Origin of the sequence: Hymenobacter perfusus, assembly GCF_003944765.1 — a bacterium.
Classification (GTDB): domain Bacteria; phylum Bacteroidota; class Bacteroidia; order Cytophagales; family Hymenobacteraceae; genus Hymenobacter; species Hymenobacter perfusus.
Genome location: NZ_RWIU01000001.1, coordinates 1,375,102 through 1,397,904, shown reverse-complemented (window position 1 = coordinate 1,397,904; position 22,803 = coordinate 1,375,102). Strand labels below are relative to the sequence as shown.

The following is a 22,803-nucleotide window of genomic DNA, read 5'->3' as shown; positions in this document are numbered from 1 at the left end:
ACAGGCCCCGGGTCCGGGCAGTACTTATAGCAACCGGTGCGGTTAGTCGCGACGGGCCATTTTGGCTTCGATGGAATGCTGGGTGTGCGGTACGGCGCGCAGACGTTCCTTGGCAATGAGCTTACCGGTACCAATGCAGACGCCATAGGTGCCGTTCTTGATGCGGATCAGCGCGTTTTCGAGCTGCTGAATGAACTTCATCTGGCGCGAAGCCAACTGGTTCAGACTTTCTTTTTCGGCCGTGTCGGCCCCGTCTTCCAGCACCTTCGAAGAGGAGGCCGTGTTGTCGGTACCGGTATCGTTCTTGCGGCTCAGGGTTTCCTTGATGAACGCTACTTCTTTGCGGGCAGCCGTGACTTTGGCTTGAATGATTTGTTCAAACTCAGCCAGTTCTTCCCTGGAATAGCGTAGGGGTGCTTCACTCATGTCGGTTGCAGGAAGAGGATGTAAAGATGGACTACGTATACTATGATGCCGGCTCTGGCAGCCACTGAGTATCCAGTAGTTACGCCCAACAGCAGCCTCCGCGAATAAGTTTAGGTTACCCGCGCAGGCCCTCAGCAGCCGGAGTGCATCTACCAGCCCCGGTGGTCCCGATAGCCAGACGATTTCCGGCCGCAAAGCTACGGCTTTGTCCGGTAATCAGCACGATATCAGCCAGAGCCCCGGTTTCGCCAAGTAAGCTCAGCCGTAGCAAGCAAGGCTTAGAACCCCAGCATATGGATGGCGGCTACGGCTCCTTCCACGCCTTTGTTGCCGTGCTTGCCGCCGGCCCGGTCCCAGGCCTGCTCCAAGGTATTGGTGGTAACGAGGCCGAAGATGACCGGCTTATTGAATTTCAGTCCTACGTTGGTAATGCCGCTGGCCACCGCGTGGCAGATGTAGTCATCGTGCTTGGTCTCCCCTTGGATAACCACGCCCAGGCAGATAACTGCGTCAATTTCCTCGTGCTGGGCCAGCAGCTGGGCTCCCAGCGTCAGCTCGAAGCTACCGGGCACCGTATTGCGGAAGATGTTCTCGGGCTTGGCCCCGTGCTTGATGAGCGTATCGAAAGCACCCTGCGCCAGCGTGTCGGTAATTTCGCGGTTCCACTCGGCCACCACCAGCCCGAAGCGTTTCTCGCTGATATCAACGAAGTGGTCAGAAGTATAGTCGCTCAGGTTTTTGAGGGAGGTAGCCATGTGGCGGGGAATTTGAAACGAAGAAGAGAAGCCCAAAGCTTCGTGCGGGCAAAGATAGGCGACGGGCTCTACTCCGGCCGGCTAGCCCTGAAAACAAGCGAGGCGGCCCGGGGGCCGCCTCGCTGTAAGGGTGAAGCACAAGCTTCATCCAGCTATGTTTATTTACCAGCCAGTGCTTCGGCGCGGGCCTTGTATTCCTTTGCTTCCGTAGCCTCAGCCGCTGAAGCGTAGTCGGTCAGGATCTTGTTGTACGCCGTAATGGCACCGTCATAGTCCTTAGCGACTTCGCGGGCCGTAGCTTCCTTCAACAGGTAGCCGGGCGAGAAGAACTCGTTGGCGTTGTGGTTGGCGGCTTTGTTGTAGAAGTCAGCGGCTTCCTTGGCCTGATTCATTTCCAGGTGCGCATCACCCAGCAAGGAGTACGCCCGGGCCTGCACTAGGTAGTCATCAGAGCTAAAGTCTTCCAGGTAGTCGATGGCTTCCTTGTTCTTGCCTTCTTTCAGCGCGGCTACTCCGGCGTAGAAGTTGGCCAGGTTGCCAGCGTCGGTGCCACTGTATTCCGAAGCCACACGCTCCAGCCCCAAATTGCGGCCGTCGCCCTTCATAGCTTTCTGCAGCGAGTCGGCTTCCCAATAGCTCACTGCCTGGAATAAGGCTGCCTGCCCTTTGGTATCCTGCGAGCCGCGCCACAGGTAGTAGCCGAAGCCACCAGCCACGGCCAGCACCACTACGGCCAGCAAACCCAGCAACACACTCTTATTGCGCCGCACAAAGTCCTCCGATTCCACCAGCCGGATAGCCAGGGCATCGGGGTCTTCCAGCAGCGGGTGCTCGGGGTTGTACGCCTCCAGCGGCTGCGTGGGGTCGGAAGGGACAACGCGCGGTTGCTGCTGACGTGCCTGCTGGCTTTTGCCTGTGAACGGAATCTTCGACATGGGAATTACTCAAAAAGGCGGCCACCGAAAGCGGCCTGATAACCTGCCGGCGAACTAGTCGCGGATGTAGGGGTAGTCCTGTTGTACGTACACGTCCTTGTACAGCTCGTCGGCCGTAGGGAAGGGCGAGTTCTCGGCAAACTCCACCGACTCGGCTACCTGTCCTTTGATCTTCTCATCAATGGCCACCAAGTCTTCTTCGGTAGCCATATTATGAGTCAGGATGGTGTGGCGTACGGCTTCGATGGCGTCGCGGGAGCGGTAGTCTTCCAGCTCCTCTTTGGTGCGATACTTGGCCGGGTCGCTCATCGAGTGACCTTTGTAGCGGTAGGTTTTGAACTCGAGGAAGGTAGGACCTTCTCCGGCCCGGGCACGCTCGGCGGCGCGGGCTACGGCATTGTGCACGTCCTCCACGTTCATGGCATTCACCGGCTCCGACGGCATGTCGTAGCCGCGGCCGATGTGGTGCAGCTCCGTCACGTTGGACGTGCGCTGTACCGAGGTACCCATGGCGTAGCCGTTGTTTTCTACCACGAAGATGACGGGCAGCTTCCACAGCATAGCCATGTTGAAAGCTTCGTGCAGGGCACCCTGCCGCACGGCACCGTCGCCCATGTAGCAAATGCACAGGTTGCCGGTCTTGTTGTACTTCTCGGCAAAGGCAATGCCGGCACCCATGGGCACCTGCGCCCCCACGATGCCGTGGCCACCGATGAAGTTCACTTCCTTATCGAACATGTGCATGGAACCGCCTTTGCCTTTGGAGCAACCAGTGGCTTTGGCATACAGCTCGGCCATGATGGCGTTGGGCGAAGTACCCAGGGCCAGCGGGTGGGCGTGGTCACGGTAAGCGGTAATCCATTTGTCGTCCTTGGTGAGGGCCGACACGGCACCCGCTACGCAGGCCTCCTGGCCAATGTAGAGGTGGCAGAAACCTTTAATCTTCTGTTGACCGTACAGCTGACCTGCCTTCTCCTCAAACTTGCGCATGAGCTGCATTTGCTCGTACCAGGCGAGGTAGGTTTCCTTCGAAAACTCCGGCTGGGCCGGGCTCGTTGCTTTAGGAGCTCCCGTAGCTGCCTTGGCTTCCTCAGTGGAAGGAGGCAATACCGGGTCGGGCTGCTTGGCTGTTTTAGCAGCCGCAGCTTTGCCCTTGGGGGCCGCTTTCGGGGCCGACGATTTTTTCGTCGAATTGGAAGCCTTGGGGGCAGCCTTTACTTTCGTCTCCGCCATCTTGCTTTCGGTTGTTCGCGTTTGGGATGCGAAAGTACGTAAAAGGATTGCAATTCCGAACCTTAAGCATGAACCTCGAAAGCCTCCATCTGCTGTTCTTCAAAAACTACGAAGAAGCCAATCTGAGCTTCTCCGCCCACATCAACTGCTTCGTGGGCGACAACGGCAGCGGCAAGACCAATCTGCTCGACGCAATCCACTACCTCTCTCTGACCAAGAGCGCCTTTACGGCCTCCGATGCCCAGAGCATCAAGCAGGGCGAGGAGTTGTTTGTGGTTCGGGGCCGCTTCCAACCTACCCCCGATGAGAAGCCCGAAACCATCCAGTGCAGCCTGCGTCAGGGTCAGAAGAAAACCGTGACGCACGACAAGCAGGCGTACGAGCGGGTATCGGACCACATCGGGCGGTATCCGGTGGTGCTCATCTCGCCTTATGATACCGACCTGATCCGGCAGGGCAGCGAGGAGCGGCGCAAGTACTTCGACAGCCTCCTCTCCCAGCTCGACCACACGTACCTGGAGCAGCTGATCCGGTACACGCATCTGCTGAAGCAGCGCAACTCCCTGCTTAAGCTGGCCACCGACCGCCAGGCCGGTTACGACCGAGACTACCTGCTAGTGTTGGATGAACAGCTGGCTCCGGTAGGCGAGCAGCTGGTGCGGCGGCGGCAGGAATTCCTTACGGAGTTCGAGCCCATCTTTCAGCGCCACTACGAGCAGTTGGCGGATGCCCGCGAGGTTGTCACGCTTACCTATAAGAGTGAGCTGCCCGGGGCCGACTTCCTGAAGCTCCTCCGCCTGAATGAGCGCAAGGACCTCACGTTGCAGCGTACTACCACCGGCCCCCACCGTGACGACTTCACTTTTTTAATGGATGAGTTGCCGGTGAAAAGCTACGGCTCGCAAGGGCAGCAGAAGTCGTTTGCCATTGCCCTTAAGCTGGCGCAGTTCGAAATACTAGCCGCGCACAAGCAGCAAAAACCCCTGCTACTGTTGGATGACATCTTCGACCGTCTCGACGAGAAGCGCATCACCCGCCTGATGCAGCTGGTAGCCAATCATACCTTCGGCCAGATTTTCCTGACTGATACCCACCTGGAACGCACCGACCAGGTGCTGGCCGACCTCTCCGAAGATATCCGCCGGTTCCGGGTTGAATTGGGCGTGGTCAAGCCGCTTTAGCTAGGGCTGGTGGTATCTTTGAGGCTTCCGGCGTGATAGTTTTCTCGCGCGTTAATTACCATAATGGCACTCAAAAAACCATACTCGTCCGAAAATTCGCGACAGTCTGATATTGTTCCGCTCAAGGATGGTATCAAGGCGCTGCTGCGGGTATACCGGCTCCAAGGTAAGCTCAACGAGGTAACCGTAGTAGCTAGCTGGGAGAAGGTGATGGGCAAAGCTGTAGCCATGAAAACCCAGCAGGTGTACGTTAGCAACAACAAGCTTTTTGTGCGCCTCTCTTCCGCTCCCCTCAAGCACGAGCTATTCATGGCCAAGACCCGGGTGCTGGAAAACCTTAACGCCGAAGTCGGCGAGGACATCATCAAGGAAGTCGTATTTCTGTAGCGAAATACTCGTCTCAGTAAAAAGTATCACACGGCCCCGGCACACAAGCCAGGGCCGGTTTATTTAGAATACCCACTGACTGAGGAGGAGGTGCTCCCAGCGCGCCTGAGTGGCCCCGAGAGATGAGCAGGGATGGGTAACCGAAGTATAGGCGAAGAAGAATGTGCCGCCATAGCAGTAGCGCCCCCCTTACCCCTGCCGAGCACTACCGCACGCAGCACTGCCCCCCCGCTACCTTACCGGAACGCAGAGTGGAGCCGAGCGGCAGCGTTTCGTTTACAGCTCGGCCTCTTCTCTCCGGCAGTGCGTTAGTAACCCAGCCGACACCGCTCCTTTTCCAGCAGATGCTGTTGCTCCTCCACGGCCAGAATGGAGCGGGCATTATCGAACTCCTGCCGGTACTGTTCCTTAAACTCGCGGCGCTTGATGGCTTCCAGAAAGCGGCGGGTATCATCGGGGGTTTCCAGCAGCAGGCCGGGCACCTGACTGGGCCGGCCGTCATCGTCCTTGGCTACCATGGTAAAGTAGCAGGTATTGGTGTGCTTGACCGAGCCGCTACGCACATCCTCCGCAATTACCTTGATGCCGACGAGCAGGGAAGTTCGGCCCACGTAGTTCACCGAGGCCAGTAGGGAAACCAACTCTCCTACCTCTACGGGTTGCAGAAAATTCACCCCATCCACACTCACCGTGACGCAATAGGTACCGGCGTGTTTAGAGGCTGCTGCGTAGGCTACCTTGTCCATCAGGGAGAGCAGAATTCCGCCGTGGATCTTCCCGCCGAAATTGGCGTAGGCCGGAATCATCAACTCGGTAAGCGTAACCCGGGAATGAGATACCGGGCGGTAGGCAGGCAGATGGTCAGCAGACATGCAAGACTAAAAAGAAGGAGATATAACTACTGCCGAAATATACCGCCCATCCCCGGCATCCGACCTACTTCGGCTCCATGGGAATCTTACCGCTGTACACCCCATGACTCAGAACACAACCACGCTTACCCTGCCACTAGCTGACTCAACTACTACCCAACTCTGCACGATTTTGCTACCTGTATCAAACTCTTCTTGCTTGCTTACGCCTTGCCCCGCCCTCACCTCTTACTGCGCCACTTCTACCTACACCTGTCCGCTTTGTAATATGGGCCCTGCTCAAAGCCAGTGGACTTAAATCCTGACCAAGTGTATCAGAGTAGTGCTACTGGTATGCGACAGATATGTTTCACGTGGAACAAGCTTATTACTTAGGACCATACACTCTTAACAAGAGTTCATTATACGCTTCTAGTAAGGCAATATACTTCTGCTGGAGCTGCATCAGCTGTTTTAGACTATCTGTCTCAGCCAAAGGTGTAACAAATGATTTATGCGACACATGCTTATCAGCTGTTACAGATACACTGTGTATCACTGGTGTAACAGCAAATGGCAAAGCAGATTGATGTGACGATGTAAATTCCCGGGAAAAATCATGTCCGATAATTTCACCAATACGCTTTACAAAGTTGTAATCAAGTGTCTCGTCCTTGAACTTACGATATATGGTAGGACGTGTAATACCTAATTCGTCTACAATACGTGTAATGGAGATTCCACTGTTTTTAATGGCTTCCTGCAGTATTTCGCCCTGATGTGACATATGAAGAGAGGTGTAATAATCTGACTTAGTGTAAATATGTACAATCTGTTTTATGTAAGCAAGAACACATGATACATCGACAATAGTGTTACACAACCAAACGGTGTATCAGTGTGTAACATTACAAATGCTTTTACATAGGTGTAATACAACGCTTGCATTACACCTATGTAACACAAGAATTTATTACGAATTCGGTATTACATCCGTAACATTTGCGGTAGCTCTTCAAATGCACATAGATCTTGAGAGGCACGTTTTGTACTGCCTGTAATCTGGCCTTACCACTATTGTACCGCTGACCGAAGGGCTAGTAAACGGTCGGGGTAGTCAGTGGTGATACCGGTAGGATGTAGTCGTAGAACGCGCTGCAGATCGGCTGGCTCGTTCACCGTCCAGGGCACCAGCCCGATACCCAGGCCGCGTAGTGAAGCGGCTACATCGGGAGTCAGTAATCTGAAATCCGGGCCGTAGACATGGGGCCGAAACCCCAGTCCGGCGAGGTGCAGTTCCAACGGTTGGGCATCTTCCACGAGTAGGCAAAGAGGCAGTTCTGGGCACTGCACATGCGCCAGTTGGAGCACGCGTTTATCGAAGCAAAGCAGCGTGGTTCGGGCCAGGATTCCGGTGGCTTGGAGCTCGGCCAACACAAGCTCCAGAAACCGGGCCGGCGACGGCTGGAAGCCGGGCTCGTAAGCGGGGCTGCTTTTAATTTCGACACTGTAGCGCACTGCCGGTTGGCCCAGGCTCCAGGCTAGTTTATCCAGCTCCGCCACTACCTCCCGGAGCAGGGGTTTGACCGCGGGCTGCGGCTGCTGCAGAGGGAAGCCGGGGTGTTGCGTAAGACCACAATCATACGTGCGGATATCGGCATACGACATGGAGTAGAGGTTGTGCTGGCCCTGCTCAGCAGGCAGGATGGGACGGCCGTCGGGTTGCCGGCAGATGGTAGCCGACATCCAAGGTTCGTGCGAAACCACTACCTGCTGATCGGCGGAAATCACCACGTCGAGCTCTATCACTTCCACCCCTATTTCTACGGCCCGGCGGAAAGCCGGCAGGGTATTTTCTGGGAGGAGTCCGCGGCAGCCCCGGTGGCCGTGGATCTGCGGGAAAGGGAGTTTCGTGTGCATGGTAAGCCCTACGGCCTTCGGCTTCGTACAGATACCACCCGCTGCATTCTGTTTACCCGGTACTGGCGCAAAGAAGTTCGCTGGCATCGGTAGGATTAGTAACTATCCCTCTCTCACCTTTCTATTCGCCCCGAATGAAAAAGACGATTCTGCTCATACTACTGGCAGTACTGGCCGTAGGCGGCTACCTCTACTACCGGCAGCTCCGGACCGGCCCCGAATACTCCCTGATGCAGGCCTACAAAGCTGTGACCGACCACGACGTGGCCACCTTCGAGCGGTACGTGGATATTGGCAGCGTCACCAGCAACCTAGTGGATCAGGTGGCGGAGCAGGGTGCGGCCCTGAGCGGCCTGAATTCAGGAGGGCTGGCCCTGACGGGAGCCCTGCAGCTATTCAAGCCGCAGCTGGCCCGCACGGCGCGGGAGCAGGTAAGACGCTACGTGGAAACGGGCTCGGCCCAGGCAGCGGCCGAGGCTGGCTCGGCAGGGCCATTGAACGTGTCGGTGCTGGGGCTGGCCGGGAAAGTAGTGGGCGAAGGCAGCAGGTTCAAAGGCATCAAATACACCCGTAAGGAGGGTAACCAGGCTTTCATAGGCCTGGAGTTCACGCAGCCCCTCTACGACACAACGCTGGTGCTGGAAGTGAGCATGCGTAATCAGGGCGACTACTGGCAGGCCACAGCCATTAGCAACAGTGGCGCACTTATCCGGCAGGTTGCCCGCCTGGAAAAGCAGCGCCTACTGGTCCGATAGCATCTCCCCTACCGGCCACGAAAAAGCCCCGGCACGCACAACGTGTCGGGGCTTTTTGCTTGAGACTGAGATGACACTATTACTTCTTGACTCTACCCGATACCAGATAGTAGAGAATCAGACCAAAGGGCACGAGCACTATTATAGTCCAGATGACTTTTTTCAGCAGGCTCCAATCTTGCTTGAAAATGTCAAGAATGGTGATGACGGCGAGGATGTAGTAGATAACCCCGAAGATGCTCACAGCGCCATTACTCTTGTATAGGCTCGGGCGGCTACAAGAAGAGATAAGCGGTATTAAGCTTAAAGAAAGCAATAGCGCGAAAGACGGAATGCGGCTGGTGAGGGAGATGAGCTTATTCATGTGCAGGGAGGTGATGGGTTGGAGAGTATTCTGCGGGCGTTTACGCTCCTGCTGCGAAATGGATATATAGCTCAATCTATCCAGGTTTCAAATAACTGAAAATCAGATATTTAACATTCCTGAATTGCGAATTTGGTCCCAGAAGAAACCGCCGACCCGAGGTAACAAAATGAAAGTCAACACGATACCATAAAGCGCGCCATAGAAATGGGCATCGTGGTTGATGTTGTCGCCCCGGCGGCGGCCCATGTAGTAGGAATAGGCCAAGTACAGGAAGCCGAAAATGAAGCTGGGAATATCAACCGGAATGGGGAAGATGCGGATGCCGCCCATCGGGTTAAACAGGATGGCCGAGAAGATAACCGACGCCACGCCACCCGAAGCTCCGAGGCTGCGGTAGTTGGGGTCGTCGCGGTGGCGCAGATAGGTGGGAATGTCCGATACCACGATGCCGCCCAGGTACAGCAGTAGGAAAAACAGCACCCCGTTGGTGGGCCCGAACAGCTGCAGGAAGATGTACTCCACCGTCTGCCCGAAGGAGAAGAAGGCAATCATATTGAACAGCAGATGCCCGAAATCGGCGTGCAAAAACCCGGAGGTGAGGAAGCGGTACCAGTCGTTGCTGCGCTTCACGCGGTAGGGGTCCAGAATCCAGCTGTCCAGCAGTTCGGGTTTCGACCAGGCGTATAGTGAGATGCCGGCAGTAAGCACCGTCAGCACCAGCGTAGGGGTTAATTCCATGAGAGAAGAAAATGGGAAAAGGAAATAGGAAAGAGCAGTCCGCTACTCCTTACGAATACCTCATCTATCCTGCCGACGCAGGACACGGGAGCCTACTGCTCGCGTTCCAGCAACTGAAGGGCCAGTTGGTGCAGGGGCTGTTTGCGCGTTTCGGGGGCCGCCACGCGCTCCAGATGCTGCAAGGCATCGAGGAAGTAATCATTGATGAGCGCTTCCGTCTGGGGGCGGATTTCGAGCTCATCGTAGATGGCGCGCACTGCCTGCACCTTGGCCTCGGCATCGGGCACGGGCTGGCCGATGTGACGGGCCAGCGTGGCACGCTGGGCGGCGTTGGCCTGGGCCTGGGCCGTAAGCAGCAGGTAGGTCTTCTTGTCGCTCACGATGTCGCCCCCTACCCGCTTGCCGAAGGTGGCCGCGTCGCCGTACACGTCCAGCAGATCGTCGCGCAGTTGGAAGGCCAGCCCAATACCCACCCCGAACTGGCGCAGGTGGTCGGCATCCTCCCGGGAAGCTCCGGCCAGCAGCGCGCCCAGCTCCAGCGCGAAGCCCAATAGTACGGCCGTCTTCAGCCGGATCATGTCCAAATACTGCGCAATGCTGACCTCGGTTTCGGTCTCGAAATCCATGTCCCACTGCTGGCCTTCGCACACTTCAGCAGCGGTCTGCGAGAAACGGCGCAGCACGTGGGCCAGCAGGTGCGGGGGCACATCGAGGAACAGCTCATAGGCCCGCACCAACATCACATCGCCGCTCAGGATGGCCACGTTGGCATTCCACTTCTCGTGCACGGTGGCCTGGCCCCGGCGCAAAGGGGCTTGGTCCATCAGGTCGTCGTGGAGCAGGGTGAAGTTGTGGAAGACCTCAGTGGCCAGGGCCGGCTTGATGATGGCGTCCAGATCATCGGTGAAGAGGTGAGCACCGAGCAAAGTGAGCAGCGGCCGAATGCGCTTTCCACCCAGGCCCATGATGTAGCGGATGGGCTCGTAGAGGTTGGCAGGCTGCTCACCGTAGGAAACATCGGCGAGGCCAGCAGTGAGTTTTTGGAAGAAGAAGGACAGATCCACTAACAGGTAGTCAAGATTGAGATGAGCAAGGTACGGCGGGTTGGGGGAAGGTGCGAAGGCCGGAACGAGCTACCACCGGGCCGCGTACTTTCGGGCCGATGTCCCGCGTTCAGCAACCAGACAATTACCACCCCGCTATGGTTACCACTACCCGCTTCTTCGGCCTCGGGCTGTTACTGATGGCAGCCACTACCGCCCGTGCCCAGAACTCCTACAACTGGTGGGATGCCCGCCCACCCGCGCCGGTTTCCCCGCCCCCACGCCCCACCCGCAAGCCGGCTCCCGTTGCTCCTTCCTCCGCTATTGTAGTAGTCATCGACTCGCTACCATTTACCACGGGCAAGTACACGTACGTGGAGGTGATGCCGGCCTTCCCAGGTGGGACGGAAAGCATGCTGAACTTTCTCCGCAAAAACCTGCAGCGCCCCCGCGGGCCGCGGCAGCACGGGCGAATACTAGTGAACCTGATAGTGTCTACTACAGGTGAGGTTACTGAGGTGCAGGTAGCACCGGGCCACGGCCTGTCGCCGGCCTACGATGCGGCGGCTGTGGCCTGCGTTAGCCGGCTCCCGAAGTTCACGCCCGGCCGCCGCAACGGCAGCGCCGTGCCCATGTCCCTCACGCTCCCGGTCATCTTTCAATAGCCCTTCCTTCTGCCAGCAAAAAGCCCCCGACGCCAAGTGCGTCGGGGGCTTCTGTATGCATCAGGATTGAGGGGCTGCGGGGCTGAACAGCGAGTGTTGCCTCTGCCTTATGCAGCCGGGTTAGCGGCGGCGCTTGCCACCACCGGCGGGCTTGCTGCCGCCGCTTGAGCCAGGCTTGCCACTGCCGCCGGACTTACCGTTGCTGCCGCTGCTCCGCTCGGGGCGGTAGCCGCGGCGGCCGCTCCGGTCGTCGCGGTCCTGGCTCTTTGCCGAGTCGGGGCGGTTGTCCACCAGCTCGAAGTCGATGGTCCGGTCGAGCAGGTTGGCGGCTTTCACGATGACCTGCATTTCGTCGCCGAACTGAATGATGCGCTTGGTGCGCTGACCTACCAGGCGGTAGTTGTCCTTGTCCAGCTCATAGAAGTCGCCGGGGATGTCGCTCACGCGCACCATGCCTTCGCACTTGTTCTCCTGGATTTCCACGTACACGCCCCACTCGGTAAGCCCCGAGATAACGCCCGTAAACTCCTCCCCGATGTGGTCCTGCAGGAACTCCACCTGCTTGAATTTGATGCTGGCCCGCTCAGCGCTGGCGGCCAGTTTCTCGCGGGTGGAGGAGTGCTTGCACTCCTCCTCAATGGGCTCCACCTCCACGTTGCCGCCGCCTTCCAGGTAGTGTTCCAGCAGGCGGTGCGCCATCATATCGGGGTAGCGACGGATGGGCGAGGTGAAGTGCGAGTAGTGCTCGAAAGCCAGACCGAAGTGGCCACGGGGGTCAGTGGTGTAAGTAGCCTTCGCCATCGTGCGGATGGCCAGGCCCTGAATCACGTTCTGCTCGGGCCGGCCCACCACATCAGTGCTCAAATCGTTGAGCTCGGTGCTGATGGTGCGGGGGTTGGTGAGGTCGAGCTGATGGCCGAATTTCTTGGCGAATAGCGCGAAGGTCTGCAGCCGCTCGGGGTCGGGGGCATCGTGTACACGGTACACCATGGTGAAGCGCGGCTTGCGGTTGCGGAGCTTGAACACAAACTCGGCCACTTTGCGGTTGGCCAGCAGCATGAACTCCTCAATCATCTTGTGGGCGTCCTTGCGCTCCTTCACGTACACGCCCAGCGGCTTGCCGTTTTCATCCAGCTTGAACTTCACCTCCTGGGTTTCGAAGCTGATGGCCCCCTGCCGGAAGCGGGCGGCGCAGAGCTTCTTGGCGATGCTATTCATCAGCTGCACCTCCGCCGTGTAGTCTGACTCCAACCCTTCAATGCGCTCCTGGGCATCCTCGTAGGCGAAGCGGCGGTCGGAGTGAATGACGGTTTTGCCGAACCAGGAGCTGTACAGCTTGCCGTTCTCGTCCAGCTCAAACACGGCCGAGAAGGTGAGCTTGTCCTCGTTGGGGCGCAGGGAACAGAGGCCGTTGCTGAGGCGCTCGGGCAGCATGGGAATCACACGGTCCACGAGGTACACGGAGGTGGCGCGGTGGCGGGCTTCCTTCTCCAGGGCCATATCGGGGCGCACGTAGTGCGTCACGTCGGCAATGTGGACGCCTATTTCCCAGTGCCCATTTTCGAGCTGCTGAATGCTGAGGGCGTCGTCGAAGTCCTTGGCGTCGGCGGGGTCGATGGTGAAGGTGGTGATGTGGCGGAAGTCGCGGCGGCGCGCAATTTCGGCCTGGGGAATTTCCAGCGGAATGGCTTCCGACTCCTCCTCCACCTCGGCTGGGAATTCAAACGGCAAACCGAACTCGGCCATGATGGCGTTAATCTCCGCCTCGTTCTGGCCAGCCGGCCCGAAGTTGCGGATGACCTCGCCCGACGGCAGGCTGCCCGAATCGCCCTCCGGAAACTCCGTAATGCGCACCAGCACCTTGTCGCCGTGGCGGGCCCCAGCGAGGTGCTCTGGGCTTACCAGCGCATCGAAGTACAGCTTGCGGTTATCGGGTTTCACGAAGCCAATGGCACCCTGCATCTGCAGACGGCCTACCATCTCGGCCCGCTCCCGCTTGATGACTTCCACCACGTCGCCCACAGGCTTGCCGTCGCGGGAGCCGCGCAGGCGCACCCGCACCGTGTCGCCTTCCATGGCAAACATGAGGCGGTCGGTAAACACCCGGATGTCCTGCTCGCTTTCCTCGCTCACCACGAAGGCAAACTTCTGCGAGGCCAGGTCCACGGTGCCTACTACGGTATCAGTAAAGTCGGGCTTGCCGCTGCGGCGGCCCGAGCGGCGGTTGTCGCCGGGGAAGTCGAAGCCGGCTTCGCGGCGACGGTGGACCAGCGGGTCCTGGCCAAACTCCACGTCGGCGGGTTGGGCCCCGGCAGGGGCCGCAGAAGCCTGGGTGGCTGCCGGGCGCTTGCGGCCTTTGGCGGCCGGGGCGGGCGCCGCCAGCAGGGCTTCGTCGTCGGTGAGGCGGTACTCATCGTTCTGCATGAGCGTGAGCAGACCGCTTTTCTTGAGGTTCTTGAGGTGCGCGAAAATCTCGTCGCGCTGCTCTTTAGTGGTCACGCCCAAGCGGCGGGAGAGCTGCCGATAGGCCAGCACTTTGCCGGGATTGTCGCGGAAGATGCGAAACACCAGATCCTGGCTGATTTCGGTGGGCGTGGTGGTGGCTTTCTCGCCACGGGCTGCCTTCGCGCGGGAGGCGCGGGGGGCGGCGGGTTCGTCTTTTTCTTTCATGTAGAAAAGGGGCCGCCAGTGGTTGTCGTTTTCGCAGGCGGCGGGGTTGAGTAAGTGGGAAACTAGTACTGCTACGAGGTTTCCCGGGGTAAGATAATCCAGGCCGAAATCGGGCCTCGGAAAGATGATACGGAATATAGCACGGAATAACTATTCCGAGGTAAAAAAGGAAGGTTATGGTTGGGTTACGCAGGACAAAGCACGAAGCACAACAGAGCCAAAATCAGGCAGAGCCCACTCCTTCAGATCCGACACCTGCCCGTCGCCTACCTCCACCACAATCGGGTGGCCGGCGGCAGTAAGGGCAACATCCAGGCTATAGAGCAGGCGGGGCTGCAATAGCGCCGGCACAGGCTGTAAGGAAGTAGGCAGCACAGTGCCTTCCGCTCCGTAGGCTACACCTGCTACAACAAAGAAACGACGTTCCGAGTCGGGAGCCAGGGGCACGAACTGCCGTACGAACAGCAACTCTTCCGGTAATAGTTCATACCGCCGGCAAAGATGCTGCCACTGCGCCGCAGAAGCCACCACCGAATCTACCCCGAACGATTTCACCAGCCCTTTCACAAAGTAGTGCTGTCCGGTGGAGAAGTCGGGCGGTTGATGCGGTTTCAGGAACTGACTGGGAAACGTGAAGTCCCGGACTGCTTCATACCAGCCCGTAGCCAAGTGTGCGGCTAGGTAGTTGGCCGCAGGCACAAGCAGAGGCGTGCGGTGCGCCAAATTAAGGTACTCCGCTTCGGAAAGCATCCAGCCCCGGTAAAGAGCCGGCGTTACGCTAGCGGATTTCAGCTGCTGGGTTTCGCTGTCATACAATGCCACCGCCCATCCTTGCTCCTGCGCCCAGTGGTATTCATCTGCCCACATAGGGTCCACGGTACGCACTTCGTAGGGCAGAGAAGGATAGATGATGCGCATACTGCCGCAGTTAGGTACAAGTCAGAGAAGCACCTACGCCCGGCTCGCCACGGCGGCGCGGATGTCGGCGGGGGTGTCTTTGGGAATGGCGGCCAACAGCTGACGCGTGTACTCGTGTTGAGGGTTGGCGTAGATGTCGGCGGCGGGGCCGCTTTCCACAATCTGGCCCTGGCGCATCACCAGCAGGCGGTCGGACATGAAGCGGGCTACCGAGAGGTCGTGGGTAATGAACAGGTAGGTGATGCCGAACTCGCGCTTGAGGTCGTTGAGCAGGTTGAGCACCTGGGCCTGCACCGACACATCCAGGGCCGACACGGACTCGTCGCAGATGATACACTTGGGCTGCAAAGCGAGGGCCCGGGCAATGCAGATGCGCTGGCGCTGCCCGCCGCTGAACTCGTGGGGGTAACGCTGAAAGTGCTCGTCCTTGAGGCCCACGGTACGCAGCAGCTCCAGCACGCGGGCCTTCTGCTCCGGCCGGGTGCCGCCTACGCCGTGTACGCGCATGGGTTCCAGAATGGCTTCGCCCACGGTCATCATCGGGTTGAGGGCGGCGTAAGGGTCCTGGAATACCATCTGAAACTCCCGGCGCTTCCGCCGCAGCGCCTCGGCCGGTAGCGTGGCCAGATCCACGCCGTCGAACAGGATGCTGCCCGACGTGGGCTCCACCAGCCGCAGCAGCGCCCGACCCAGCGTGGTTTTGCCGCAACCCGACTCCCCCACCAGCCCCACCGTTTCGCCGGGATATATATCGAAGCTCACCCCATCCACAGCCCGCACGAATTCCTTGGTGCGGTTGAAGAAGCCTTTCCGGATCGGAAAATGCACGTTCAGGTTCTCGACGCGCAGGATAGGATCATTATTCGTTGTTTGGTGTTCGTTGTTCGTTGCTCGTGTAGCTGGCGCGGGTGCCTTAGGGTTGAAGCCTTGGGCTACGTTGCCTTCCGTTGCGGTAACCTCTCGTATTTCTCCACTGTCAGGTTCAGATGTGGCGCTACGAGCCTCCGGCACGGCCACATCGAACAGCAGCGGCTGCCCCGATTCCAGTCCAGGAGCCGATTCAAGGCCGAATTGCGGTTCCACAGGGCGTGAAACACGATGTTCCACGGGGAACGTTTTGGCGGTTTCGGCTTCGCTTTGAGGGGTTACTGGCGCAGAGACACTGGCAAGACCATCAACCAGTTGCGTAGAGGCAGTTTCAGTGCTAATAAAGCCCCCATCCGCCGTTTCACGCATGAAATCGGCTACTACGGGAAGTTTTTTTCGGCCTATGGAAAGTTTTGGGCGGCAGGCCAGCAAGCCTTTCGTGTAGGGGTGCTGGGGATTGGTGAAGATATCGAGCACTGTGCCTTGCTCTACCACCCGGCCCCGGTACATTACCAGAATCCAGTCGGCTATTTCGGCCACCACGCCTAGGTCGTGGGTGATGAAGATGAGGGCGGTGTTGTGCTGGCGGCGCAAATCGTCCATGAGGCGCAGCACCTGGGCCTGCACCGTTACGTCGAGGGCGGTGGTGGGTTCGTCGGCAATGAGCAGGGCGGGGTTGCAGGCCATGGCCATGGCAATCATCACGCGCTGCTTCTGGCCGCCGCTGATTTCGTGGGGGTAGCTCGTGAAGATTTTCTCGGGGCGCGGCAGCTGGGCCATCGTGAACAGCTCCACGGTGCGGGCCGCCGCTTCCTTCTCCGAGAGGCTGGTGTGCAGGCGCAACGCCTCCACCACCTGGCTGCCGCAGGTGTACACGGGGTTCAGGGAGGTCATCGGCTCCTGAAAAATCATCCCGATGTCGTTTCCGCGCACCTTTTGCAACTGTCTGTCAGATAGTTGCAGCAAATCCACCTCACCCAATGCCTCGCTTTGGAAGCGCGCTTCTCCGCTCACAATCTGGCCGGGCGGTAGCGGAATCAGCCCCATTAGAGCCAGCGAGGTAACCGATTTGCCCGAACCCGATTCGCCCACGATGGCCAGGGTTTCGCCCCGGTGCAGCTCAAAGGAAATATCCTGCACGGCCCGCGTGTTGCCCCGGTGCGAGTGAAAATCGATGGTGAGGTTGCGAACGGAGAGGATGGGCTGGGACACGGCAGCGAAGAACGAGGCGGAAAAAAGTAAAGATAGGCCGATGCGCGGTAGCTTGCCCGGGACGTTTCGCGTAAACCGGGGTTGTTATTTTGAGGCCAGGAAACATGTCATTCCGAGCGCAGCGAAGAATCCGAGTTAATCATGAATGGCTAACTCAGATTCCTCGCTGCGCTCGGAATGACAAGGCGTGGCCTCCCCAAAACCATCATCATTCTGTTCTCTACCACTCATGCAGTACCGCAAACTCGGTAAAACCGGCTTCAACGTTTCAGAAATCAGCCTCGGTACCTGGCAGGTGGGCGGCAAATGGGGCGACCCGTTCAGCCACGACACCGCCGACGCCATCCTCAACAGCGCCGTCGATGCGGGCATCAACTTCATTGACACAGCCGACGTGTACGGCGACGGGGAAAGCGAAAAGGCCGTGGGCCGCCTGGTGCGCAGCCGCTCGGAGCGGGTGTACGTGGCCACCAAATGCGGCCGGCAACTGCAGCCTCACACCAACGAGGCCTATCAGCCCGCTGCTTTGCGCCAGTTCGTAGAAAATAGCCTGCGCAACATGCAGCTGGATACGTTGGACCTGATTCAGCTGCACTGCCCGCCCACGGAGGTGTTCTACCGGCCCGAAATCTTTGAGCTGTTCGACCGGCTTAAAGAGGAAGGCAAAATCCTGAACCTGGGCGTGAGCGTAGAAAAGGTGGAGGAAGGCCTCAAGGCCCTTACGTTTCCTAACGTCACAACCATTCAGCTGATCTTCAATATGTTCCGGCAGCGTCCGGCCGAGCTATTGTTCCAGGAAGCGAAGCGCCACGACGTGGGCCTGATTGTGCGCGTACCGCTGGCCAGCGGCCTGCTCACCGGCAAATTCTCGCCCCAGACCACCTTCTCCCCCGACGACCACCGCCAGTTCAACCGCGACGGGGCGGCCTTCGACAAAGGTGAAACCTTCTCGGGCGTGGACTACGAAACCGGCCTGGCAGCCGTGGAAGAGCTGAAACAGATCTTCCCTGACCAGCCTAATCTAGCCCCGCTGGCGTTGCGCTGGGTACTAATGTTCGAGGAAGTAAGCTGTGTAATCCCCGGCGCCTCCCGGACCGAGCAGCTACACTCCAACCTCCAGGCCGCCGAATTGCCCGCCTTTACTCCGGAACAGATGCAGGCCGTGAAGTCGGTGTACGAGCAGCACATCAAGCCGCTGGTGCATTATAGCTGGTAAGATTGTGGAGCATAGTAAGCGCATGGTAAAAAGAACGTCATGCTGAGCTTGCCGAAGTATCTCTACCGCAATGGTAATCCAACGAAGCGGTAGAGATGCTTCGGCAAGCTCAGCATGACGTTCTGAAAAGCCAAAAAGGCCCGCTGGAACAGTTCCAGCAGGCCTTTTTAGGATTTAGAAGAGTACTTCTCTAGGCGACTTCCGAAGCCTCCGCATCGCGGCGGGATTGGGCAGCGGCTACATCATTGGCGGCTACCGGGTGAGCAGCTTCGTGGTGGGCGAAAAACCGGCCCTGGAACAGCAGAATCAATGCTACGCCCACGAAAATAGCCGCGTCGGCAATGTTGAAGATGGGCCAGAGCGAAACGTGGGAGCCACCTACCAGGGGCCAGGAAGTGGGCAGAATACCTTCGTAGATGTCCACGTACAGCATGTCAATCACCTGCCCATGAAACCAGGGTGTAGGTGAACCATAGGGCGCGTTGTTGTAGATGATGCCGTAGAAAATGGAGTCGATGACGTTGCCCAACGCCCCGCCCAGAATCATGGCCACGCACACGATAAACCCCTGCGGAGCCCGCTGTTTCCAGAGCTTATAGATGTAGTAGGCAATGCCAGTTACGGCCACCAGCCGAAAGCTGGTGAGCAGGATTTTACCGTAGGGCGGCGGCAATTCTACCCCGAAAGCCATGCCCGGATTGAGCGTGTAATGCAGCTTGAACCAGTCGCCCAGCAGTGGGATTTCGCCGGCCATGCCCATGGGCATGTAGCGGTGCACTGCCCACTTGGAGAGCTGATCAATGACGATGACCAGCAGGGCCACCAAGTAGTATTTCCAGTACTTCATTCTTAATAGAAGTGAGAGGTTAGAAGTGAGAAGTGAGACCTGGCCCTGACAGCGTGTCAGCACCCGAACCTCTTCCCTCTCGTGGCACAAAGGGACGAAGATTTTTGGACTTCGCTGCGTGCGAGCATAATCCAGCTTCGGCACCGTTAGTATATGTTTCGGGTGGCGGTTTATGCCGTTTTGAGCCGGATTCGGCACCCGGTTTCACACTTTGTGCGCCGGTGTGCCAACCGCCGTTTTGGAGGCGGCGGTTGGCACCTGAGGCTTAGGCAGTTGCAACGTTCAGCAATACAGGCACGGAAAACTCGTCGAATTCCAGCACCGCGCCGCCACTGATTTCCGGAGCGAAATCCAGACTTAGGGCCTGCACTTCCTCCCGGATGTAGCTGCCGAAGCTCTGCACGGCGGCTTGCAGCTCGGGCTGCTCACCCAGCGTCACGCGGATTTTGTCCTGCACTTCCAGGCCGCTGTCTTTGCGCAGATTCTGGAGGCGGTTCACCAGCTCGCGGGCCACGCCTTCCTGGCGCAGCTCGTCGGTGAGGGTCACGTCGAGGGCTACGGTGAGGGGGCCGTCGGTGGCTACCAGCCAGCCGGGCAGGTCCTGGGTGCGGATTTCCACGTCGTCGGGGGCCAGGGTGTAGGCTTCACCGTCGATTTCCACGGCCAGCTGGCCGGTTTTTTCGAGGGTGCTGATTTCCTCGGTGCTCATCTGCTGGATGCGGGCGCCCACGGCTTTCAGCTTGGCGCCGTACTGCTGGCCCAGGCGCTTGAAGTTGGGCTTCACCGACTTCACCAGCACGCCGCTGGCATCATCGAGGAACTCCACGTGCTTCACGTTCACCTCGGCGCAGATCAGGTCTTCCACCAACGCCACCTGGGCGCGGGTACTCTCGTTGAATACCGGCACCAGAATGCGCTGCAAGGGCTGGCGCACCTTCAGCACCGACTTCTTGCGGAGCGAGTGGGTGAGCGAGCTGATGCGCTGAGCCAGCTCCATGCGCTCCTCCAAAGCCTTGTCGATGCGGGCCTCGTCGGCCTCCACCAGCAAGGTCAGGTGCACCGATTCGGCGGCCAGCGGGGTGTTGCGCAAAATGGCTTCGGCGCGCATGCCGTTGGTCATGTTCTGGTAGAGCCATTCGGCGAAGAAGGGCGCAATCGGGGCCATCAGCTGCGAAACCACCACCAGGCATTCCTGCAGGGTTTCGTAGGCGGCGCGCTTGTCGGCGGTTAGCTCACCCTTCCAGAAGCGGCGACGCGAGAGGCGCACGTGCCAGTTGGAGAGTTGGTCGGTGACGAAATCCTGGATGGCGCGGGCGGCCTTCGTAGGATCGTAGCTGTCGTAATGGCCGCGCACTTCCACAATCAGCGACTGAAGCTTGCTCAGAATCCAGCGGTCCAGCTCGCTCAACTCGGCGTGCGGCGTGCGGTCGAACTCGCGGGCCTGAAAGCCGTCGAGGTTGGCGTAGAGGGCGTAGAACGAATAGGTGTTGAAGAGCGTGCCGAAGAAGCGGCGCTGCACCTCCGTGATGCCCGCCACGTCGAACTTCAGGTTGTCCCAGGGCTGGGCGTTGGCAATCATGTACCAGCGCGTGGCGTCGGGGCCGAACTGACTGATGGTGGCAAACGGGTCCACAGCGTTGCCGAGGCGCTTGCTCATCTTGTTGCCGTTCTTATCCAGAACCAAGCCGTTGGCCATCACGTTTTTGTAGGCCACCGAGTCTTCCAGCATCACGGCCAGCGCGTGCAGGGTGAAGAACCAGCCGCGGGTCTGGTCCACGCCTTCGGCAATGAAATCGGCCGGGAAATTCTGCTTGAATTTCTCGCCGTTTTCCAGCGGGTAGTGCCACTGCGCATAGGGCATGGCGCCGCTGTCGAACCACACGTCGATGAGGTCGGTTTCGCGGTACATGGGCTGACCTGAGGGCGACACCAGGAAGATGTCGTCCACGTAGGGCCGGTGCAGGTCGATTTTGGCGGTTTGATCCGAAGAACCGTTGGCCATTATCCAGTTGCCGTCCACCAGCTGGTAGGGGTTGTGGGTCATGACTTCGGCCGCCACTGCTTTATCGATTTCGGCGTTCAGCTGCTCGATTGAGCCGATGCAGATTTCCTCGGTGCCGTCCTGGGTGCGCCAGATGGGCAGCGGTGTGCCCCAGTAGCGGGAGCGGCTCAGGTTCCAGTCCACCAGGTTTTCCAGCCAGTTGCCGAAGCGGCCGGTGCCGGTGCTGGCGGGCTGCCAGTTGATGGTTTTGTTGAGCTCGATGAGCCGGTCTTTTACCGCCGTGGTTTTAATGAACCAGGAGTCGAGCGGGTAGTAAAGCACGGGCTTGTCGGTGCGCCAGCAGTGCGGGTAGGTGTGCTCGTACTTCTCCACCTTGAAGGCTGTGCCGTCGCCTTTCATGCGGATGGCAATGCTTTCGTCGAGGGTTTTGTAGTCGGCGCCCGACTCGTCGTGGCCGTCGTAGTTTTTCACCCAGCGGCCGCCGAATTCGCCCATCTGGGCCACGTAGCGGCCCGTCCGGTCCACGATGGGGCCGAGCTTGCCTTCGTCGTCGGCCACCATCAGGGCGGGCACGCCGGCCAGCTGAGCTACCCGGAAGTCGTCGGCGCCAAACGTGGGCGAAATGTGCACGATGCCGGTACCGTCCTCGGTGGTCACAAAGTCGCCGGGAATCACGCGGAAGGCGTTTTCCTCGTTTTCAAACGCCGGGAAGCCTTTGTCGTGGCCGAACAGCCGCTCGTAGTTGATACCGACGAGGTCGGCACCTTTGAAAGTATTTTCGATGCGCCAGGGCAGCACTTTGTCGCCGGGCTTGAAGTCCTCAAACGAGGCTTCTTTGCCTTTCTCCGAGAAGTATTTGCCCAGCAACGCCTCCGCCAGCACCACCCGGATGGGCGCGTAGGTGTAGGGGTTGAAGGTGCTCACCAGCACGTACGGGATGTTCTTGCCCACAGCCAGACCCGTGTTGGCGGGCAGGGTCCAGGGCGTCGTCGTCCAGGCCAGGATGTACACGTCCGGCTCCGAGGCATTGTCTCCGTAGAGGGCCGCCAGGGGCACTTCATCAAGTTGCACGTTGCCGAACAACGGCTCCGACTTCTCGTCCCGCTTCACCTTGAACTGGGCCACCACGGTGGTGTCCTTTACGTCCCGGTAGGTGCCGGGCTGGTTCAGCTCGTGCGAGGAAAGGCCGGTGCCGGCGGCCGGCGAGTAGGGCTGGATGGTGTAGCCTTTGTAGAGCAGGCCCTTGTCGTAGAGCTTCTTGAGCAGCGCCCAGCAACTCTCGATGTACTCGGGCTCGAAGGTGATGTAGGGGTCGTCGAGGTCCACCCAATAGCCCATTTTCTCGGTGAGGTCGTCCCACTGGGCCTTGAAGCGCATGACGGTTTCGCGGCAGCGCTGGTTGTACTCCTCGATGCTGATTTTCTTGCCGATATCCTCCTTGGTGATGCCCAGCTCCTTCTCCACCTGCAGCTCGATGGGCAGGCCGTGGGTGTCCCAGCCGCCTTTGCGGTGCACCTGCTTGCCCAGCAGCGTCTGGTAGCGGCAGAAGATGTCCTTCACCGTCCGGGCCATCACGTGGTGAATGCCGGGGGCGCCGTTGGCCGAGGGCGGGCCCTCATAAAACACGAAGGTGGGCTGCCCTTCGCGGGTGCTCACGCTCTTCTCAAAGATGCCGTTCTGCTTCCACCACGCCAGGATATCGGTGCCGACCTGGCCGTAGTTGAGCGGCTGCTTGAATTCGGGGTAGTTCATTTGTGGGTGTTTATTTCTTAGCCTCTAGCTGCCTCACCCCCTAGCCCCCTCTCCAAGGGGAGA

At 58.9% G+C, this 22,803-nt stretch carries 20 protein-coding genes; 5 read left to right on the top strand and 15 right to left on the bottom strand.

What is annotated here, in order from left to right; genetic code table 11:
• Positions 1 to 42: 42 nt before the first annotated feature.
• The 4 genes from EI293_RS05920 to pdhA all read right to left on the bottom strand — a co-directional run bounded on the left by EI293_RS05920 (position 43) and on the right by pdhA (position 3,349).
• Positions 43 to 426, bottom strand: coding sequence for a TraR/DksA family transcriptional regulator (locus EI293_RS05920; RefSeq protein ID WP_125436187.1), 384 nt, complete (start codon positions 424 to 426; stop codon positions 43 to 45).
• Between the two features lie 278 nt (positions 427 to 704).
• Complete coding sequence (ribH, locus tag EI293_RS05915) at positions 705 to 1,181, bottom strand: 6,7-dimethyl-8-ribityllumazine synthase (protein WP_125436186.1); 477 nt, start codon at positions 1,179 to 1,181, stop codon at positions 705 to 707.
• 158 nt (positions 1,182 to 1,339) lie between these two features.
• Positions 1,340 to 2,116, bottom strand: a complete 777-nt coding sequence (locus EI293_RS05910; RefSeq protein ID WP_125436185.1) for a tetratricopeptide repeat protein — start codon at positions 2,114 to 2,116, stop codon at positions 1,340 to 1,342.
• A gap of 54 nt (positions 2,117 to 2,170) precedes the next feature.
• Positions 2,171 to 3,349, bottom strand: a complete 1,179-nt coding sequence (pdhA, locus tag EI293_RS05905; protein WP_211339477.1) for a pyruvate dehydrogenase (acetyl-transferring) E1 component subunit alpha — start codon at positions 3,347 to 3,349, stop codon at positions 2,171 to 2,173.
• 68 nt (positions 3,350 to 3,417) lie between these two features.
• Here pdhA and recF point away from each other — a divergent pair, with 68 nt between their 5' ends.
• Positions 3,418 to 4,530: a DNA replication/repair protein RecF gene (gene recF, locus EI293_RS05900; protein ID WP_125436184.1), complete on the top strand. Its 1,113-nt coding sequence runs from the start codon at positions 3,418 to 3,420 to the stop codon at positions 4,528 to 4,530.
• Between the two features lie 63 nt (positions 4,531 to 4,593).
• A complete protein-coding gene (locus tag EI293_RS05895) occupies positions 4,594 to 4,917 on the top strand; it encodes a DUF721 domain-containing protein (protein ID WP_125436183.1) in 324 nt (107 codons plus the stop codon).
• A 308-nt stretch (positions 4,918 to 5,225) separates the two neighbouring features.
• Here the strand turns inward: EI293_RS05895 and EI293_RS05890 are convergent, their stop codons facing one another.
• The 3 genes from EI293_RS05890 to EI293_RS05880 form a co-directional block, all read right to left on the bottom strand.
• Positions 5,226 to 5,789 (bottom strand): acyl-CoA thioesterase, encoded by a 564-nt coding sequence (locus EI293_RS05890; protein ID WP_246010541.1) that lies wholly within the window; start codon positions 5,787 to 5,789, stop codon positions 5,226 to 5,228.
• A 367-nt stretch (positions 5,790 to 6,156) separates the two neighbouring features.
• Positions 6,157 to 6,555 (bottom strand): helix-turn-helix domain-containing protein, encoded by a 399-nt coding sequence (locus EI293_RS05885; protein WP_125436182.1) that lies wholly within the window; start codon positions 6,553 to 6,555, stop codon positions 6,157 to 6,159.
• Positions 6,556 to 6,842: 287 nt separating this feature from the next.
• The gene (locus tag EI293_RS05880; RefSeq protein WP_125436181.1) at positions 6,843 to 7,688 is read right to left on the bottom strand and encodes a glycerophosphodiester phosphodiesterase family protein; all 846 of its coding nucleotides are present in this window, start codon (positions 7,686 to 7,688) and stop codon (positions 6,843 to 6,845) included.
• A gap of 134 nt (positions 7,689 to 7,822) precedes the next feature.
• Here EI293_RS05880 and EI293_RS05875 point away from each other — a divergent pair, with 134 nt between their 5' ends.
• Positions 7,823 to 8,443, top strand: coding sequence for a DUF2939 domain-containing protein (locus EI293_RS05875; protein WP_125436180.1), 621 nt, complete (start codon positions 7,823 to 7,825; stop codon positions 8,441 to 8,443).
• Between the two features lie 79 nt (positions 8,444 to 8,522).
• Here the strand turns inward: EI293_RS05875 and EI293_RS05870 are convergent, their stop codons facing one another.
• The 3 genes from EI293_RS05870 to EI293_RS05860 all read right to left on the bottom strand — a co-directional run bounded on the left by EI293_RS05870 (position 8,523) and on the right by EI293_RS05860 (position 10,612).
• Positions 8,523 to 8,807 carry a PLDc N-terminal domain-containing protein gene (locus tag EI293_RS05870; RefSeq protein WP_125436179.1) on the bottom strand — a complete coding sequence of 95 codons (285 nt, stop codon included), beginning with the start codon at positions 8,805 to 8,807 and terminating at the stop codon, positions 8,523 to 8,525.
• Positions 8,808 to 8,909: 102 nt separating this feature from the next.
• A complete protein-coding gene (locus EI293_RS05865) occupies positions 8,910 to 9,548 on the bottom strand; it encodes a rhomboid family intramembrane serine protease (RefSeq protein ID WP_125436178.1) in 639 nt (212 codons plus the stop codon).
• 92 nt (positions 9,549 to 9,640) lie between these two features.
• Positions 9,641 to 10,612 carry a polyprenyl synthetase family protein gene (locus tag EI293_RS05860; RefSeq protein WP_125436177.1) on the bottom strand — a complete coding sequence of 324 codons (972 nt, stop codon included), beginning with the start codon at positions 10,610 to 10,612 and terminating at the stop codon, positions 9,641 to 9,643.
• Between the two features lie 137 nt (positions 10,613 to 10,749).
• On the opposite strand from EI293_RS05860, the gene EI293_RS05855 reads away from it, so the two are divergent.
• Entirely contained in the window at positions 10,750 to 11,256 is a 507-nt protein-coding gene (locus tag EI293_RS05855; RefSeq protein WP_170170257.1) for a TonB family protein, read from the top strand.
• Positions 11,257 to 11,376: 120 nt separating this feature from the next.
• Here EI293_RS05855 and rnr read toward each other — a convergent pair whose 3' ends face one another.
• From rnr to EI293_RS05840, 3 genes are all read right to left on the bottom strand, one after another.
• Positions 11,377 to 13,926: a ribonuclease R gene (rnr, locus tag EI293_RS05850; protein ID WP_125436175.1), complete on the bottom strand. Its 2,550-nt coding sequence runs from the start codon at positions 13,924 to 13,926 to the stop codon at positions 11,377 to 11,379.
• A 174-nt stretch (positions 13,927 to 14,100) separates the two neighbouring features.
• A complete protein-coding gene (locus EI293_RS05845; RefSeq protein WP_125436174.1) occupies positions 14,101 to 14,844 on the bottom strand; it encodes an ATP-grasp domain-containing protein in 744 nt (247 codons plus the stop codon).
• 33 nt (positions 14,845 to 14,877) lie between these two features.
• Positions 14,878 to 16,923, bottom strand: coding sequence for an ABC transporter ATP-binding protein (locus tag EI293_RS05840; RefSeq protein ID WP_125436173.1), 2,046 nt, complete (start codon positions 16,921 to 16,923; stop codon positions 14,878 to 14,880).
• Positions 16,924 to 17,152: 229 nt separating this feature from the next.
• On the opposite strand from EI293_RS05840, the gene EI293_RS05835 reads away from it, so the two are divergent.
• Positions 17,153 to 18,139: an aldo/keto reductase gene (locus EI293_RS05835; protein ID WP_125436172.1), complete on the top strand. Its 987-nt coding sequence runs from the start codon at positions 17,153 to 17,155 to the stop codon at positions 18,137 to 18,139.
• Positions 18,140 to 18,329: 190 nt separating this feature from the next.
• Here the strand turns inward: EI293_RS05835 and EI293_RS05830 are convergent, their stop codons facing one another.
• The gene (locus EI293_RS05830) at positions 18,330 to 18,986 is read right to left on the bottom strand and encodes a lipoprotein signal peptidase (protein ID WP_125436171.1); all 657 of its coding nucleotides are present in this window, start codon (positions 18,984 to 18,986) and stop codon (positions 18,330 to 18,332) included.
• Between the two features lie 265 nt (positions 18,987 to 19,251).
• A complete protein-coding gene (gene ileS / locus EI293_RS05825) occupies positions 19,252 to 22,740 on the bottom strand; it encodes an isoleucine--tRNA ligase (RefSeq protein ID WP_125436170.1) in 3,489 nt (1,162 codons plus the stop codon).
• Positions 22,741 to 22,803 lie beyond the last annotated feature (63 nt).

Bases quoted from the DNA above. Each gene is read 5' to 3' on its own strand.
- ribH (WP_125436186.1), bottom strand. From the start codon at position 1,181: ATGGCTACCTCCCTCAAAAACCTGAGCGACTATACTTCTGACCACTTC.
- ileS (WP_125436170.1), bottom strand. From the start codon at position 22,740: ATGAACTACCCCGAATTCAAGCAGCCGCTCAACTACGGCCAGGTCGGC.
- EI293_RS05855 (WP_170170257.1), top strand. From the start codon at position 10,750: ATGGTTACCACTACCCGCTTCTTCGGCCTCGGGCTGTTACTGATGGCA.
- EI293_RS05895 (WP_125436183.1), top strand. From the start codon at position 4,594: ATGGCACTCAAAAAACCATACTCGTCCGAAAATTCGCGACAGTCTGAT.
- EI293_RS05830 (WP_125436171.1), bottom strand. From the start codon at position 18,986: ATGAAGTACTGGAAATACTACTTGGTGGCCCTGCTGGTCATCGTCATT.
- EI293_RS05835 (WP_125436172.1), top strand. From the start codon at position 17,153: ATGCAGTACCGCAAACTCGGTAAAACCGGCTTCAACGTTTCAGAAATC.
- recF (WP_125436184.1), top strand. From the start codon at position 3,418: ATGAACCTCGAAAGCCTCCATCTGCTGTTCTTCAAAAACTACGAAGAA.
- EI293_RS05865 (WP_125436178.1), bottom strand. From the start codon at position 9,548: ATGGAATTAACCCCTACGCTGGTGCTGACGGTGCTTACTGCCGGCATC.
- EI293_RS05910 (WP_125436185.1), bottom strand. From the start codon at position 2,116: ATGTCGAAGATTCCGTTCACAGGCAAAAGCCAGCAGGCACGTCAGCAG.
- EI293_RS05890 (WP_246010541.1), bottom strand. From the start codon at position 5,789: ATGTCTGCTGACCATCTGCCTGCCTACCGCCCGGTATCTCATTCCCGG.
- EI293_RS05885 (WP_125436182.1), bottom strand. From the start codon at position 6,555: ATGTCACATCAGGGCGAAATACTGCAGGAAGCCATTAAAAACAGTGGA.
- EI293_RS05920 (WP_125436187.1), bottom strand. From the start codon at position 426: ATGAGTGAAGCACCCCTACGCTATTCCAGGGAAGAACTGGCTGAGTTT.
- EI293_RS05845 (WP_125436174.1), bottom strand. From the start codon at position 14,844: ATGCGCATCATCTATCCTTCTCTGCCCTACGAAGTGCGTACCGTGGAC.
- EI293_RS05875 (WP_125436180.1), top strand. From the start codon at position 7,823: ATGAAAAAGACGATTCTGCTCATACTACTGGCAGTACTGGCCGTAGGC.
- EI293_RS05880 (WP_125436181.1), bottom strand. From the start codon at position 7,688: ATGCACACGAAACTCCCTTTCCCGCAGATCCACGGCCACCGGGGCTGC.
- pdhA (WP_211339477.1), bottom strand. From the start codon at position 3,349: ATGGCGGAGACGAAAGTAAAGGCTGCCCCCAAGGCTTCCAATTCGACG.
- EI293_RS05870 (WP_125436179.1), bottom strand. From the start codon at position 8,807: ATGAATAAGCTCATCTCCCTCACCAGCCGCATTCCGTCTTTCGCGCTA.
- rnr (WP_125436175.1), bottom strand. From the start codon at position 13,926: ATGAAAGAAAAAGACGAACCCGCCGCCCCCCGCGCCTCCCGCGCGAAG.